The 15,198-nt window shown below is 65.3% G+C and carries 14 protein-coding genes and 1 pseudogene; 7 read left to right on the top strand and 8 right to left on the bottom strand.

Annotated elements, in window-relative coordinates; all coding sequences use genetic code 11:
* Positions 1-205: hypothetical protein (locus AC5RWU_RS21895; protein ID WP_494033002.1), on the top strand; the 205-nt coding region annotated here is incomplete at its 5' end.
* Between the two features lie 466 nt (positions 206-671).
* Here AC5RWU_RS21895 and AC5RWU_RS21890 read toward each other — a convergent pair.
* The 5 genes and pseudogenes from AC5RWU_RS21890 to AC5RWU_RS21870 form a co-directional block, all read right to left on the bottom strand.
* A pseudogene (locus tag AC5RWU_RS21890) lies at positions 672-1,010 on the bottom strand (histone-like nucleoid-structuring protein Lsr2).
* A 976-nt stretch (positions 1,011-1,986) separates the two neighbouring features.
* The gene (locus AC5RWU_RS21885; RefSeq protein WP_494033000.1) at positions 1,987-2,520 is read right to left on the bottom strand and encodes a hemerythrin domain-containing protein; all 534 of its coding nucleotides are present in this window, start codon (positions 2,518-2,520) and stop codon (positions 1,987-1,989) included.
* A gap of 32 nt (positions 2,521-2,552) precedes the next feature.
* On the bottom strand, positions 2,553-2,735 hold the full coding sequence (locus tag AC5RWU_RS21880; protein WP_494032999.1) for a hypothetical protein: 183 nt from the start codon (positions 2,733-2,735) through the stop codon (positions 2,553-2,555).
* Positions 2,736-2,760: 25 nt separating this feature from the next.
* Entirely contained in the window at positions 2,761-3,483 is a 723-nt protein-coding gene (locus tag AC5RWU_RS21875) for a cache domain-containing protein (RefSeq protein WP_494032998.1), read from the bottom strand.
* Positions 3,484-3,499: 16 nt separating this feature from the next.
* The gene (locus AC5RWU_RS21870) at positions 3,500-4,255 is read right to left on the bottom strand and encodes a FadR/GntR family transcriptional regulator (protein ID WP_494037255.1); all 756 of its coding nucleotides are present in this window, start codon (positions 4,253-4,255) and stop codon (positions 3,500-3,502) included.
* A 170-nt stretch (positions 4,256-4,425) separates the two neighbouring features.
* On the opposite strand from AC5RWU_RS21870, the gene AC5RWU_RS21865 reads away from it, so the two are divergent.
* Positions 4,426-4,824 carry a hypothetical protein gene (locus AC5RWU_RS21865; protein WP_494032996.1) on the top strand — a complete coding sequence of 133 codons (399 nt, stop codon included), beginning with the start codon at positions 4,426-4,428 and terminating at the stop codon, positions 4,822-4,824.
* A gap of 163 nt (positions 4,825-4,987) precedes the next feature.
* Positions 4,988-5,203: a hypothetical protein gene (locus tag AC5RWU_RS21860; protein ID WP_494032995.1), complete on the top strand. Its 216-nt coding sequence runs from the start codon at positions 4,988-4,990 to the stop codon at positions 5,201-5,203.
* A 229-nt stretch (positions 5,204-5,432) separates the two neighbouring features.
* On the opposite strand, the gene AC5RWU_RS21855 is transcribed toward AC5RWU_RS21860, so the two are convergent.
* The 3 genes from AC5RWU_RS21855 to AC5RWU_RS21845 all read right to left on the bottom strand — a co-directional run bounded on the left by AC5RWU_RS21855 (position 5,433) and on the right by AC5RWU_RS21845 (position 8,052).
* Positions 5,433-6,467: a PDDEXK nuclease domain-containing protein gene (locus AC5RWU_RS21855; protein WP_494032994.1), complete on the bottom strand. Its 1,035-nt coding sequence runs from the start codon at positions 6,465-6,467 to the stop codon at positions 5,433-5,435.
* Between the two features lie 249 nt (positions 6,468-6,716).
* A complete protein-coding gene (locus AC5RWU_RS21850) occupies positions 6,717-7,655 on the bottom strand; it encodes a 5'-3' exonuclease (protein ID WP_494032993.1) in 939 nt (312 codons plus the stop codon).
* 40 nt (positions 7,656-7,695) lie between these two features.
* Positions 7,696-8,052: a TraM recognition domain-containing protein gene (locus AC5RWU_RS21845; RefSeq protein WP_494032992.1), complete on the bottom strand. Its 357-nt coding sequence runs from the start codon at positions 8,050-8,052 to the stop codon at positions 7,696-7,698.
* Positions 8,053-8,268: 216 nt separating this feature from the next.
* Here AC5RWU_RS21845 and AC5RWU_RS21840 point away from each other — a divergent pair, with 216 nt between their 5' ends.
* The 4 genes from AC5RWU_RS21840 (at position 8,269) to AC5RWU_RS21825 (ending at position 14,031) form a co-directional block, all read left to right on the top strand.
* Positions 8,269-9,360: a hypothetical protein gene (locus AC5RWU_RS21840; RefSeq protein WP_494032991.1), complete on the top strand. Its 1,092-nt coding sequence runs from the start codon at positions 8,269-8,271 to the stop codon at positions 9,358-9,360.
* 3,468 nt (positions 9,361-12,828) lie between these two features.
* Entirely contained in the window at positions 12,829-13,335 is a 507-nt protein-coding gene (locus AC5RWU_RS21835) for a hypothetical protein (protein WP_494032990.1), read from the top strand.
* A 7-nt stretch (positions 13,336-13,342) separates the two neighbouring features.
* Positions 13,343-13,480, top strand: a complete 138-nt coding sequence (locus AC5RWU_RS21830; RefSeq protein WP_494032989.1) for a hypothetical protein — start codon at positions 13,343-13,345, stop codon at positions 13,478-13,480.
* Between the two features lie 356 nt (positions 13,481-13,836).
* Positions 13,837-14,031, top strand: coding sequence for a hypothetical protein (locus tag AC5RWU_RS21825; RefSeq protein WP_494032988.1), 195 nt, complete (start codon positions 13,837-13,839; stop codon positions 14,029-14,031).
* Positions 14,032-15,198: the final 1,167 nt, after the last annotated feature.

Below are 15,198 nucleotides of genomic sequence, written 5' to 3'. Positions count from 1 at the left end.
GAAGACCACCGAACTCATCGTTTACCTCGCCGCGGTCCTGGGCACGATCATCACCGCGATAGTGGTGGGCGAGAACGGCGACGAGAATGCCGGCGATATGTTCGACGCCAACCAGGCGATGCAGTACATCACCTGGCTGACCATCGGTTACATGATCGCCCGCGGCCTGGCTAAATCCGGCAGCCGGCACGAGTCCGACTCTTAACCACGGCATCCGGGCCCGTTCCTGACCGGCCGGTCCGGACGGCGGCGGCATACCTGAAAAACGGTATGCCGCCGTCCTACGCCCGCCTGGTAATCGCTATGAATCCGCACTGCTCAGCAGGATCAGCCGCAGCGAACTGCTCGCGATGGCCCGGGACATCAAACATTCCGCAGCAGCGGACCAGGAACCGGCGCCAGACGATGAACCCCAACAGGCAACCGGGCCGGAAGAACGGCCCGCTGCCGGCACCCGTGCACCCTACGCACAGGCCGCCCTGACCCGGCAAACACGATCCGCAGGCGAAAACAACGGTACCGACGGTCTGCACGGCTGGATTGGAGGAAAGCACCGGCAGCAGGACTTTTCCGTTAAAAGGCCGGAGCCGGGAATGTGCGTATATTCCCGGCTCCGGTCTTTTTCCTGCGTAAAAGAGAAATCCGTGACGGACGGTCTTCCCTGCTTTGGGTCAGGCAACGGCCTTTCGGTAGGCCTCAGCAACTTGGGAGGAGATGCGTCCCCGTTCGGAATCGCTGTAGCCGTTTTCTTTCGCCCATTCACGGATTCTCCGGGTGTCCTCGCCCCTGGTTCCCGCTGTCGCAGAGCGGGCCCTGCCGCGCACGGAGGCGGGCGCCGGGACCTTGCGTCCGGCCTTCACATACCGCTTGAAGGCATCGCATAATGCAGCGGCATCACCGGCGGAAAGGTCGATTTAATAACTGGTGCCGTCAAGACCGAATTGCACCGTTTCGTCGGCCGGACCGCCGTCCAGATCGGAAACCAGGACAATCTTTACCTGCTGGGCCATGCGGCGTAACTCCTCAATAGTGCAAATGATTTCCCCGCTCGAACATTACGCAATCCGGCAGTGCCGGTAAAAGCAAATCACCGCAAAATTCAGCTCACAACGCTACTCCCTGACCTCCTGACCGAAGCCGCTGCGGACAACGAACACCGATAACAGCGCATATGTCGCTATATGGCACTTTCTCCACCCCGCCGGGGAACCCGTGACCTGGACCCTGCGGCACACCGTCCCGCGCCCTGATGCTTCCGACACTGCTGCCTTCGCCCGGTGTGGTTACGGGCCTTGTTGGCCCGTCGGGGACGGCATACAGTTTGGGCATGGACGAGTCGACAGGAAACGAGCCGGACCAGACCGGGACATCGGACACCGGTGAAGTGCCGGAGCAACAGCTGCACAGGTGGAAAGGCGAGGGTGGTGCACCGCCCCCCGAACCCCAACCCGAGCCCGAGCCCGAGTCGGGGTCCGCGCCGGAAGCCGAGACAGACAACACCTGAGGCGGACCGCCGCCGGCTGTTGGTCCCTCGCGCCCTGCGGCCGGCCTGAGCGAGTGACCTGATGCGGAGGGAAACGCAGGAGCCAGGCTTTGCGGCCGCATCATCAAATCCGAGGACGGCGCCCTGGCTCCGGCTGCCGGCACGCCGAAGAACCTCCCCCGTGTGCGAATGCCGTGTGACGCCGAAGGATGTCTTATTCAGTCACCGATGACAGCGCATATGAGAGGGAATCAGATACACAAAGCGCCGATCTACTTGCGGCGCGCAGCTGCAAGACCGGGATTTGCCTCCCCGCGGAACGGATCTACGTGGACAAAAACCCGGCGTCACCACGAACCGCCCCGGCGTGCCCCTGATTGCTTAGAAATGACCAACCGATTCCACAGGACGCCAGCCCGGCAGAGGACGATCATTGCGCTGTCCGTCTTCCCTGCCCCATCACCGCGGGTCCTGGCTTTCCAGGCCCCAGCTGGAGCCCCCGCTCAGTCCAGTCGGCCCTCAGTGGTGGTATGCGCGGGCCCACCGGCCGGGTGCAGTTCGCCGGTCAGCTCATGCAGGCCCTGGACCGCGCTGAGCAGGGACACATCCGGCTGCTCCACAATGAACGGCAGCAGGAGGGTGTTCTGCTTTTCCAGGTGCAGGCAGAACAGTGCTTCCAGCACCTTGGCCTGGGCGGCGGCCTGGACGCCCTGCGCGCCGCGCAGCCGATCCAGTGCGGAGACAATGGCCCGGTGTTCAATCAGCATGCCGGTGACCAGCATGCCGGCTTCCGGCCGGTCCTGGACCAGTTCGTAGAGGAACTTTTCTTCGGCCAGGGCATGGGGGAGCAGTTCGTTCTCGCACCACTCCTGCAGCGCCGCGTGGGCGTCATGGGCCTCCGTTCCATCACCGCGGCCGACAGCCTCGGCCAGGGTATCCGCCAGCGTCCGGAGCCGGACCAGCATCTGCCCGTGATGATGTTCGGCGGCGGCCATCGCCTCCCGGTCCGCGGCTGCGTCTTTGCCTTCATTGACCATGATCCTGGCTCCTGTCTGCAATAGGACCAATACTAGAACTCCGAGCGCCACGTCCGGTGGTAATTGGCGTGATGATGAGGTGTCGGCAGGATACGGGAGACCGGGGCGGTGCGGGTGAAGGCCTGTTCGTTGGCCAGGACTACGCCGCCGATGACGATGAGTCCGTCGGTGATAGCGCGCGGCTTTTTGCGGATATGCACCCCGCTTTCGGTCACCGGCCGGCAGCGGTGTCCTTGCCGGCTAGGCCGGCGATGTCACCTGCCATGCCCCTGTCTCAGCCGGCACGTCCACCGGCACCGGGACCCGGGGCCAGGACCGGATCTGCTCTGCGGTAAGAAGATCACCGGGCAGGTAGTGGGCGCTGTTGGAGGCGATCACCCGCAGCTCGGCGGTGACGAGCACCACCTGGTCCTCCATGCCCCCGCCGAGGAGGAAACGCTCAAAATGGGCCGCGGCAACATCGGCGCCGGCGAGGGCGGCCAGTCCCCGTGCGGTCATGACCGGAACGCATGCGGTGACGGTATAAGCATTCGTTCCGCCGACATCGACGTAGGGGCCGGTAACGCTGACGGTGCCCGTTGCTGCCGAGGAGGCGTACCACCGCCGTGTTGGGTAATCGTAGAAATTGTCCTTCTGCGGGTTCAGCTGGTAGGCAACGAATTCCAGCTGGCCCCGCCTGTCGTAGCGCCACCACTCCAGCCAGTAGGGGCTGTCACTCAAATACCCTGGTGCTGCTGCCAGGCCCATTCCGTCCATGGAGTGTTCCGGGCGAAGCAGGCGTGCCTGCAGGTCCTCACGGAAGGCAGACAGATCCGCCCGCGAGGGCCGTCGCCCGCTGCTCTCGACCGCCTCCAGCCGGAGGCGGGCAGCAGCACTAAGGGAACGCAGATCCGCCAGCGTCCCCTCCAGGTACGCCCCGACAGCAGCCGCTATCCGCTGCAGTTCCTCACGCCGGGCCGTCATCGGCCTCAACCTCCAGTCACGCCGCCGCCAACCTCAGATGCCGCTCGATCAGTGTACGGGCCTCACGCTCGCAATGGGCCACGGCACGGGTCTGTGCCCCCCCGGCGTCCCGGGCCCGGACTGCCTCGACAATAAGCGCGTGCTCGCGGACGGCGTCCGCGGCTATCGCTTCGGCGGATAGCGCTTCGCCGGATAGCGCAGATCCGGGCGCCCACAGCAGCGGGGCGAATTCTGCCTGCATTTGAACGATGAGCGCGGTCAGCCGCGGCGACTGGGCGGCATAGCCGAGCCCGATATGGAAGCGGCTGTCGGCCCTGCGGCACGCATCGGAGCCCTGGGCCAGCGAAAACTCACGGGCAAGCCCCTCCAGCCGCTCCACCTCCGCGGGCAGGGCACGCAGTGCCGCCAGACGCGCGGCGGAACCGGCGGCGGAGGCGCAGGCATCCCCCAGGTCCCTCAGCTCTTCCACGCTCCTGGCCCGCAGCTGCGCCTCCAGCTCGGAACGGCTGAAACCGCTGGCGTCCCGGATAAAGCTTCCGCCGCCGCGGCCCCGCCGGGTTTCAATGATTCCCCTGTTCCGCAGTATCGTCAGGGCCTGACGCAGAGTAACGGTCGAAACGCCCATCTGCGCGGCCAGTTCCACCTCGGACGGAAGCCGGTCCCCGTCACTGAGCAGCCCCACGGTCAAGGCCATCTCCAGCTGCTGGACCACCGTGCCCGCCAGGCCGGAGGCATCCTCACCGTTAACCCGTCCGACCCCGTACGGGAACACTCTGTCGTCCAGAACACCCACCCTGTCATTTAAACACTAAAAACTAGGTTCTGTCCCTCCGTTGCCGGACTGCCCGCAAAACATATAACTTCAAACCTTATTGCTAAAACCCTTGTCTTGTGGTTTATTGGTTGCAGTGACCGCCGCCACATCCACCCAAGAGAAGATTCATGTCTGTTATCACTGATGCCATCGCCCCCGAAGCCGTGACCCCAGCGGGGGAACGGCCCCAGGAACACCGGGTCCTGGGCCGTGCCTGGACCACCGGCCAGCTCCATGCCCTGGCCGCCCGCGACCGCAAAGTCCAGCAGCACGTCGACCACGCCGCCGCCCGGGCCGCCCTGGCCGCTCGCTTCCCCACCGTCGACGCCGCCGCCATCCGCTCGATGGTCACCGCCACCATGGGAACCCTCGCCGGAACCTACTGGATGGTCGCCGCCCTGCACCTGGCCCAGCTCGCCCTGGACCACCCCCACCTGCTGACCCCCGTCCAGTACAGGCTGCTGCTCGCACCCCTGGAAGCCGCAGAAGCAGTACCGGCCGCCCCCGAAGGTGCCCTCGCCGCCTGAAGAACCTGAGCCGCGGCCACCGGGAGGCTGAAGCCGGCTCTCCCTGAAATTCCAGGCCCGCCGTGTCGTCACCGGCGCAGAACCAATCCACCCCGGACAACACCGCAGTCCCGGCGGCCCTGCCTTCCCTCTACAGGGGCCGCTTCATCGAAAGGACCTTCCCATGACCGAGACCATCTCTTCACCGCGCATCGAGGTCACCGCGACCACGACCGACGAAGCCAACCGGCTGCTGGAGAAGGCCGCCCGGACACTGCAGCACCGGGCCCTGCGCGGGGACCGGCGCGGGATTCTCGCCACCCGGCACGCCGCCGGCCGCTACATCCTGGAACTGAGTGAGACCGTGCCCTTCGGCCTCACCCGCGAGCAGACCGCCTAAGACCCGCAACGGAATCCGCCGCACCTTTCGGGCATGCAGGGCTGGAACCACCCCCAAGCACTCATCCCGGGACCCGTTCCACCACCGGCTAACCCCCCCCACCGCCAACGGCTGCCAGACTGCCGATAACAGCGCATATGAAAGATGCGGCAGTTTTTAAAGGCTCTGTGCCCGGGGCGCCTCGTCATGGGGGCCAATGATTTACATCCGCGGTTCCGGTCCGTTTCCTTTAGGAGCCGTCGTCGGGGAGCCGGTCCAGGGCTGCGGTAAGCCGGTCCTCCCCCGGCACCAGCGCCTTGTCCTCGGCCGGAAGCTGCTCATACGTATACGCAGAAACCGCCATTGGCGAGGTCGCCCGGCCCAGAGCGTAGCGGACGGTGTGCTCGTTCTTGCTGCCGCAGATCAGGATCCCGACCGTCTCGTTGTGGAAGTCCCGCTTCATCAGATCATCGACCACCGCGACGTAAAAGTTCAGCTTGCCCGCGTACTCGGGCTGGAACCGTCCGGTCTTCAGCTCGAACACGTAATAGCGCAGCTGCTCAACATGGAAGAACAGCAGATCGATATAGAAATCGTCGCCGCCGACCTCCAGATGCACCTGCCGGCCCACGAACGCGAAACCCGGCCCGAGTTCACGGAGGGTCTCGACGATCCGGTCGGTCAGCCGCTGCTCCAGATCCCGCTCGGCAACCTCCCCGGTCAGGCCCAGGAACTCAAAGTTATAAGGGTCCTTCGCCGCCTGCTGCGCCAGCTCCGACCCCGGAGCCGGCAGCACCTGCGCAAAATTCGACGGTGCGGACCCCGTCCGCTCCATCGCCTGGCCCATAATCATGTTCAACAGCACGTTCCGGGACCACCCGTACTCAACGGCCGCAGCAGCGTACCAGTCCAGCGCCTTACGGTCGCTGAGCTTGTCCACCAGGACCATGAGATGGCCCCAGGGCAATTGCGCAGCAGGCTGCTGCGCAATTGGTTCCGGCCACACCCGGGCGACGGTGGCCATGTACTGCAGGTTTCTGCGGGAAAAGCCCTTCATCTGCGGAAACTCGGCACGCAGATCCTCGGCCAACCGGGCAATAACCCCGCTTCCCCACCCCTGAGCCTCCTGCCGGGCCAGAATATCCCGGCCGATCGACCAGTACAGTCCAATCAACTGGGTATTGACCGTCCGCACAGCCTGCGCCCGAGCAGCGCGCACCCGCTCCTTCAAAACCTGCAGCAGATCCTGGTAATCATCGGGAAGAGCAATCTCACGGCCGGCCATAATCCAACCCTATCCGCCGGCCCGGACCATCCCAGGACGCTGAAGCCCGATACCGCCTTCCCAGAGCATGTGCCGAAGCATTGAGTATCAATTGGCCATCAGGAAGACGCCACCCTCAACACCGATAACGGCGCATATGTCGCCTTGAGTACGGCGAATCGCATTAAATGCGAATGCGGCGACGTCCGGCAGTGTCCGCCGGATCGCTTCCGGTGCAGGTCTTTCGCTTGTGGCAGCGGGAGTTCTCCCTCAATGACGTAGGTCGAGTGCTTCGAGGAGTCGTCTGACCGAGCCGCCGAGGTTCCACTCTGCGGCGAGACGTTCGAGTTCGGCGCGCGAATCGCTGAGGAGAGGGTGCAGCTGCGCGCCCGCCTCCTCAAGGGTCGGCAGCTCGAGGTCGCGCACGATCTTCACTACGGCGGGCGCGGCCTTGAGGTAGTCGGTGGCGGCGGCCAGCTTCGACCGCATGGATGCGGACAGCCCGCTGTCAGCGTCCGTGACCGCCGCGAGCAGCCCGTCGAGCGTGCCGTACTCTCCGATCAGCGACGCGGCGGTCTTCTCGCCGATGCCGGCGACGCCCGGTAGTCCATCGGAGGTGTCGCCGCGGAGGGTCGCGAAGTCGGCGTACTGCCCGGGTAGCACACGGTACTTGCCGACGACGACCGCCTCCGTCATGACTTCGAGGTTCTTCATGCCGCGCGCGGTGTAGAGCACCCGCACCTGACGGTCGTCATCGACGACCTGGAAGAGGTCACGGTCGCCCGTCACCACGTCGACCGGAAGCTCGGCGTGACTGGCGTAGCTGCCGACGACGTCGTCTGCCTCATGCTCTGCAGCCCCCACGACGGCGATGCCGGCGAGGTCGAGCACCCGGAGGATCATCGGAACCTGTGCCTCGAGCGTGTCCGGCATGACTTCCACGTCGGGGGCATCTGACACGGCCTCTGCGACTCGATGCGACTTGTAGGTTGGGATGAGGTGGACCCGCCACTGCGGACGCCAATCGTCATCCCAGCACGCAACGAGATGCGTCGGGTGGTAGTCGGTTATGAGCCGCGCGATCATGTCGAGCAGGCCGCGAACGGCGTTCACCGGCGTGCCGTCAGCGCGGCGGAGCGTGTCGGGCACGCCGTAGAAGGCGCGAAAGTACAGCGACGCAGTATCGAGCAGCATCAGTCGATGGGCCATAACTGATCCTGACACGGATACCCCTGGCCGCGTTGGACCGTCACGGTTTCGTCTTCGTCATCGGGTGAGTGCGAGGGGCCGCCCTGCACGGTTCCTCGCGCACATCGCGCAGGATCGCCATGACGATCAGGCCCTTGGAGCCGTAGTGGCTGAACTGGTTCGGCAGACCCACCCAGCGGACCACGTTGGCCAGCTCGTCCAAGGCAAAGAGCCCGGGAACGGGCAGCCGTCCGCCGCACCGCTCGGCCCGTTCCTCCATCGCTTCAGCGATGGCGACGGTCAGCGCGGTCGTCAGCGGGGCGGCGGTACCGGCGCCCTCCTTGGAGAGGATGTAGATGGTTTCCTGCGAGGCGGTGAATGCCTTCGGATCGAACTGCGGCCGCGGATCGGCTGTCACGGATGCCCCGCCGGCCGGAGCCACCCAGCGCAGCGTGTTTTTGCTTTTGAGACACTGGACTAGCCGTCATGGCCAGGCTCCGCCCGGCCCCCTTCGGCACATGCTCTGACCGGCCGGAATCCTCTCACAAAAAGATCCCAACCCGTCCGTGCAGGAAGCCAGACCGGGGCAACTGTGTACCATCGTCTGCACGGCAGATCGACGGAGGCAGGTCTCATGGGTTCACCCGAGGGGTTCGGCGGCAGGCTGTTTGAGCAGCTGACCGTGGAGTCGTTCGCCCGGCTGTGCCGGGACACGTCCCTGTCGAACATCCGCTTCGAGCAGGTGGTCAGGGACGGGCACAGCTGGATGGAAGCAACCGCTGTCACTGTCGATTCCCGAGACGTCCCGCACGTGCTCAGGCTCTGGCACGGCCCGGATCCTGAGCTGGGGGACACCATCCTGCCCGATCCGGCCGACCCGGCCTCGATGACACGATACAAGGCGGGCATGGATGCGGACTTCAGCTACTGGCTGGAGATCGACGGCCGCACCGCCCGGTACCGGGAGGTTATCGACAATCCGGACGCCTTACTGGCCGGCTTTCCCCGGGAGGATGCCCGGTGGCTGCGGGCGGCGGCCATCAGCATGCAGGTCATCCACCGGTCCGGCCAGGCCCTCGCCAACGGAAAACTCGGAACGGAGCATGCGGCCGTCTGTGAGGAGCTCACCAACGCGGCCTCGGGAGTGGGCCGGCCCGGCGGCGCCCGGGACGACACGGCTGACGTCGGCCGGCCGGCCGACGAGGTGGAGGACGGCGGGGATGAGGAGCCTGCCTCCTGGGAGGAAGCCCTGGCCTTCTTCGCCGCGCTGTGCCGCGACCCTCTACTGGCCGGAGTGACTCTGGACCGCTCCCCGGCCCTGCTGCAGGCCTACGATGCGGCCGCGGACGCCTTCAGCTCCGACGGCGACCAGATTCAGCGGCTGCGCATCTTCAGGGACGTGGGCGCCGACGGGGCACCCGGCCACTGGATTGACATCGGCGGGCACCGCCTTTGGGCCCATGGTGACGTCGACCTGGATGCGGCCGCACCGCACCTGTCCTTCGATACCCGGGCCGAGATCGCTGACATCCTGGCACACCTGCACGAACTGGTGCACGTGGCCGAGGATACGGCACGGCTGCGCCGGGAACAGTTGGTGGACGACCTGCGCAAAGATGTCCAGGAGATCGACGTTGCTGCGGCCGTGCGGGACTCCGACGAGGACCTGCTCACGGCCCTGAATGTCCTGGCCCGGCTGTACACGGGCCGGCCGGTGGACCGTTAAGCCCGGTCCTGTGCCGGGGTCTGCAGACGGCTGCCGTACAGGAACGCCGGATCGTTTAGGGCGACCAGGGCCAGCTCCTATGCTGCCCGCTGAATGGTCCGGGTCTGGGCGGATGGGTGCTTGCGCTGCGGAGGAAGGCTGCAGTCCCGACGCGTCCACGGCAATCCCTTTTGCAGGTGTTGCCCGGGGTTCCCGATGGCCGGCACGACGGCTAGGCCCACGGCGGCGCCGAGAAGGGTTTCCATGCCGCAGTCGATGATCAGTGTGCGGGGTCGCCGGGGTGGGGCAGCTGCGTCATGAGCAGGATGAGCGGGGTGAAGAACAGCATGACAAGTCCAGTCCGTCGTGGCGTGCCATGAAAATTTCTGTCGGAAACGGAAAGGCCACCACGAGCCGGCTCAGCACCGCGGTATCGGGATCGATCAGCAGGATTAGGGCCGTAAGGCCCAGTCCGGCGAAGTCAGCCGGTGACGATCCTGCTGCCCCGCGTCGCTATCCCCCGCGAGCCGGCGGTCAGGCTGGTGCACGATGCGCGGCTTTCCGGCGGCGCGGAACTGGCGGCGGACTGGTGCGCGCACCGGTGGTCAGTGACGCCTGTTTCGCCCACGGGTTCGTCCGGCTGGTCACCGCCTGTGTTCCCGGGCCGGTGCCGTTTTGCGGCGGCAGGCCCAGAGGGCACAAGCAGGTCCGTGCCGCTGCCGCCGGCCTCGAACTGCCGATCGGCAGCAGGACCAACAGCCCGGGGCTGAGGGGTGGCCGGCGGCATGCCGGCGTACCGAGGGCTTCCCGAATACAGCGGCGGTGAGGGGCCGATCCGGCGACACGGTTCTGGTTTGCGGGCGGCAGGAGACCGGTCCGGTGCCCGGCCGGACGGACGGCCCTGCCGGTTCGGTGACAGTGCCAGCAGACGGTGGCCGGCTCCACGCGGCCGGCACGCACTTGCCCTCTTGATCCTCCGTGCTCAGCCCAGGAACGCTGCGCTGCGAGGCATCAGGGAACGTGCAGTGAGAACACTCCGGGGCATGGATGCGGCGGCAAAAACGGCCGCTGCCGTGAGCGGCACACGGCAGCGGCCGAGCCGCACCCACCGGGTTCTACGGCCGATTTTCGGCCCCGTCGCGCGTATTGCTACATCCTAGTTTCGGCACAAAGTTCTCAGGGTACCCGTACGCCCCATATGCCCCGTCCAGCGCCCCTGCGTCGCGCCCTCCCTATCTGGTCCATCTTCATTTCTTCCGTAGCTGCACTCCTCGTGCCTCGTCATCGCCTCTTCTTCCGGAATTCATTCCTCGCTGTCCTGCGAGTCGTCACTGCACTCCGTGCAGCATGTCAGTGCATTCCGCACCGGGACACAGTCCCGCTCGTACCTCCCCAGGGTGTGTCCCAGTACTCCATTCCCTTCATGCGTGCACTGCGTTCCGTTCCTTGCCGGTCGGGCGTCCTCGGGTCCGTTCCAGTCGCTGACGCTCCTTGCACGGCCCTCGCGCAACGTACGCGCGTGCTGCCCATAACAGTGCCGCGATGTGCCGGTCGTTGTACATGGGTTGGTTCAGAGCGGACCGTCCGGAATCCGCTTGGCTCGGTACGGATAGGCCGGTGAATCCAACGAAGCGGAACCGGTCCGGGGGCAGGTTATCCGCGTGTATTGACCACACACCGACGTGTAATCGCTCCCCTCAGCGACGTGTATTTACTCGACCACGACTGATCACTCCCGTGGGCCAGACCGGTCGGTGAATCCAACGAAACGGAGCCGGTCCGGGGAGGTTATCCGCGTGTATTGTCCACACACACCGACGTGCAGGCACTCCCCTCAGCGACGCGTATTTACTCCCCCGCCACTGGTCGTTCCCATGGGCCAGGCCGATGGTGGGGCTGTATCGGCAGGTGTACTGCATGCGGGGGAGAAGGGACGCTGTGGCATAGGCGGTGCGGGAGAACCGGTGTGAAGAGGAGCCAATGGGACCACATCATGGAGCACACTGCGCTGGGTAGGGAGAGCGATGCCTGCATAGGTGGAAGCGGTATAGGTCCTGAGTCGTGCTGGTACACGGTGACCGGATAGAGATGAATCCCTGTCAGGTTTGCATGGGCAGGTATGGAGCGAAGCGTCTGTGGACAGAGCCGTGTCAGTGCATGGCTGCGATGGATCACCGGGTTCTCTGCGTGGATCAGCATGGTGTCCGTCTTCAGTGGATGCGTGGGCAAAGCATAGGGGCCGTACTGACCCACGATGACTGTATGAGGACGTTGACTGCGGAAGCGCTTGCACACTGGCAAGGGATTCAGCATGGGTACCCAGGGAATCATGATGAGCCGGTCTCGGTATGACTGCGCAGGGAACCGTGATGCTTCTGTGTGTGGAGACTGCCGGGGAACAGACGACCGGTGAGTCAAGGACCCGTGGCCAATGGCGGGTTTCACGACGAACGTAGTCGGAATGCGTGCGGGCTGTGCATGCAGGGAGCGCAGCGACCGGAATGGATAAGGCCGGATGCATGGAGACGGTTGGCCCGCTTACGGAGCGGAGGCGGAATGCGGCTGGAGCAGTCAGGCAGTGAGGTACGAACGGCTGGCTGTGGAAGGCGTATGGAGCCGGAGCGGTGAAAGCCCTGAGGTGAGTACTCGTGTACTGGTACATGCTTGCTTGCAGGGTAGTGACTCCATTGATCCCTGTGCAGATTCACGGTGTCTCCCATGGAGATGCTCGCTCCATACAGTGTGACTGTGTGCAGGTGTTACCTCTGCTGGTGCATGGTGCATCCGGTGTTTCCCGGTACACGGTGACTGTCTGTGGCTGTGTCAGTGCATGGTGTCTTCTTTTACACGGTGGTCATTCATAGAGGCGCATGCTCCGTATCAGTACGTGGTGACTGCTTGTACGTGATGCTCTGCCACTCCCCCGTCTGAATTCATCATGGATCCCGTGGGCGTTCACTCCGCCTGTACTGGGTACACGGTGCATCCCCGCTGCACGGTAACTGGCTGTGTCAGGGCATGGACCTGAGCGCACTCCCCCGGTACACGGGTGAGAGTGTAGGGCTGTGCCAGGCATGGTGTCTTCTCTATCTACGGTGAGTACTCATAGAGGCGTGTGCCCGTACACGGTCACGGTGTAGGGACAGTGGTGCTCTGCCACTCCCCATCCGGATTCATCATGCTCCCCTGTGTGGGCACGCTGCCTGTACTGGTACACGGTGACTGTGGTGAAAGCCGGCCTGTGGCACCCATGGTGAGACGTGCCGAGGGTATGGCGAGTCATTGTCGGGTGGAGGTGCAAGAAACGGATGCGCCTGACAAAGAACCCACGGCCGGTCTGCTGGGAGTGGGGACCGGACGCGGCTTGCTTTGCGGCGCTAATGGCTGATTCGGGCAAAGGGCGGCGCCTGCGGCGGGCAGCGGGCGGCGGGCGGGCACCTTCTGCGGAGGGGCGTATGATCCGGTGCATCGGGAAGGGAGCCACGCCCCATGGAAGAGGATGTCCTCGCACGGACCAGTGTGCGCACCGACCGGGCAATATTTGCCGTGACCGTCAGGATCCTGCCGCCGGAGGTACCCGGAGTGCACGGCCACTATATCGTCGAACTGCGGCGGGACGGAGACGTCATCTCCGAGACGGTGGTGCGGTACCAGCGTGACGCCAAGCGCCTGCACGATGACCTGGTGGCATCGCTGGGCGCCACGAGCACCGTCACGATCCGTCTACCCCGGGTCGCGGTGTCCCGTGAACTGGCCGACCGGCTGATCGCCGACGCGGCGCCGACCGCCGGGGATGCGGTGGTCCTCGACGGACGCGGCCTGGTGCTGTGCGAGTCCGCGTTCACTGATGCGTTAGTCCGGCTGTTAGCGACCCGCTCCCCCACCTCGGTGCTGTTCTCCGGCGGCCCGCCGCAGTGGCATGAGCAGGTCCGCCGCGCCGCCGATGCCGTCGGACTGCCGGTGACGATCAAGGCGAACTATCTGCGGGAACGATGATGCGACCATGAGCGACGCGGACGGCGGGGTCACTGCCGGGGAACTCGCACGGGACAACACCGAACTAGCTGCCTTCATCACCACGCCGCTCAGCAAAAATCTCGCCGACTCGAGGATGGCGGCGGTGAACGGCGTGTCGGTCTAGGGCGAGCCGCAGGAGGTTGCCGACGACGGCATACAGACCTACGACACCGACACGGCGCGGGAAGCATACAGAGCTTGTCGAACGCTTCACCCTCCTCGGTGGGCATATGTGAACGGCCGGATGCATCCGGCCGGTGGCGGAGGGGACGTTATGAGTCTGGGTGATGACGTCTCCTGTGCACCGGGACGCAGTGTGCCGCGCGAGCACGTGGCGGCCGTCCTGGCAGAAGTGGAACGGCACGCCGTGGTGGTGGGACAGGCTAAGCCTCCGACCATCTACTTCGATGTGAACGGGGCGACGAACCCACGGTGTGCATCCACCGACCCGGCGGTGGGCAACCGAAGGAGGTGCCGTTCTTGCACCAGCACCTGTCCAAGAAGCGAGCCCTGACGGCTGGGCATAATGTGGGGGATACTCTCCGCCGTCACCACCGGCAATGCCTTCCGGCGCCGGCGTGGGCTCAGACTAAGTACGCCTACGAGCGGCGCGGGCTGGCCGTCACGCATCTCGAAGACGGCAGCGCACCGGCGCTGACGGACGGCGTCCTGTAAATGATGGACCGCGACGTCGAGCTGCACATCGTCTCCCTGTACATCCTCGATCCTCGTTGGAGCGGGCTGCGGCTGCGTGGCCGGAGCTGTGCGAACTGGCAGCATTGCTGCTAGGTGAGGAGGCACTGACCCTGGCCCCGCGCAACACTGACGAGCTGCTGGCAAAGGCGCGGCGGTACCGTCAGGCGGACGCCGCCGGGATCCCCTCGGCGCTGTCGAGTGGTGCGCTGTGACCGGTGAGCCGGGACCTCTGCCATGGCCCTGACCAGCAAACGGGGGAACATCTTCATCCCCTGCTCGCCCGTTTGCCGATCATCCCCCAAAGGGTTCCCTCACCTTTAGCCGAACCGTGCTCCGTCACCTCGACCCCCTGTGTCTGAGGAGCCTGTTCGCCGCCATGACGTCGCTACCCCGTGCCAGCATCTGTGCGCTTCGCTGTGGGTGCCCGCCCTGAAGGCCCGCATGGAACTGCCCGCTGGGTTCGGTATCTGGTGCAGGTATACGGTGATGCCCTTGTTACGTGCGGACGGAGCTGCTGCGGTGAGGGCTGGGCACGCACGGGCCGGTGGAGGGGCAGAGGCTGCTGCCCGGCCCGCCGGACCACAGGCGTCCAGGTCTTGCCAGGACCGTCCCTTCACAACAGGCTGGTCCACCCCTTCGTCGCGGCCGTCCCCGAACGGATGGTGGTGCTGGTCGATCTGCGTTCCCATTCCATGCGTGGGCACCATTACTCCCGGCGCAACTTCTGTCCTACCCGGGGGCTGTGCCTACGGTCGGATGAACGCCCGCCGGTCGAGGAAGGACTGGTGAGGTTGGAGGCTGCACTGTGAGCATGGTGCTGGATGGACAGAGGCGGGGCAACGGCGAGGACGCTGTATGACGTTAACTGGGGACTCATCGTCCGAGAACGAAGCACTTGCCAACCCCATGGCCTGTCGGAGCGAATGACAGTGTCCAGTTCAAAGTGCGCCGCTGCTTGTCAATCGAATGGGCGCCTTCCGGGGCACCGAATCGCACTCGGTCCAGCTCCCAGCGGTGCCCGCGGGGCGCATCCCCTAACCGGTCGCTGATACCTGAGTTGCACAGGTTTAGTGCCCCGGTGCGTTGATGGGCGGTAGCCGGTCGAGGATGGTGCGGGCGTCGGGGCCGATGTTCGGGGCTGCGGTG

The organism is Arthrobacter sp. B0427-1-12 (assembly GCF_059092905.1).
The sequence above is the reverse complement of the archived record's forward strand: the minus strand, read 5'-3'. Positions and strand labels throughout refer to the sequence as shown.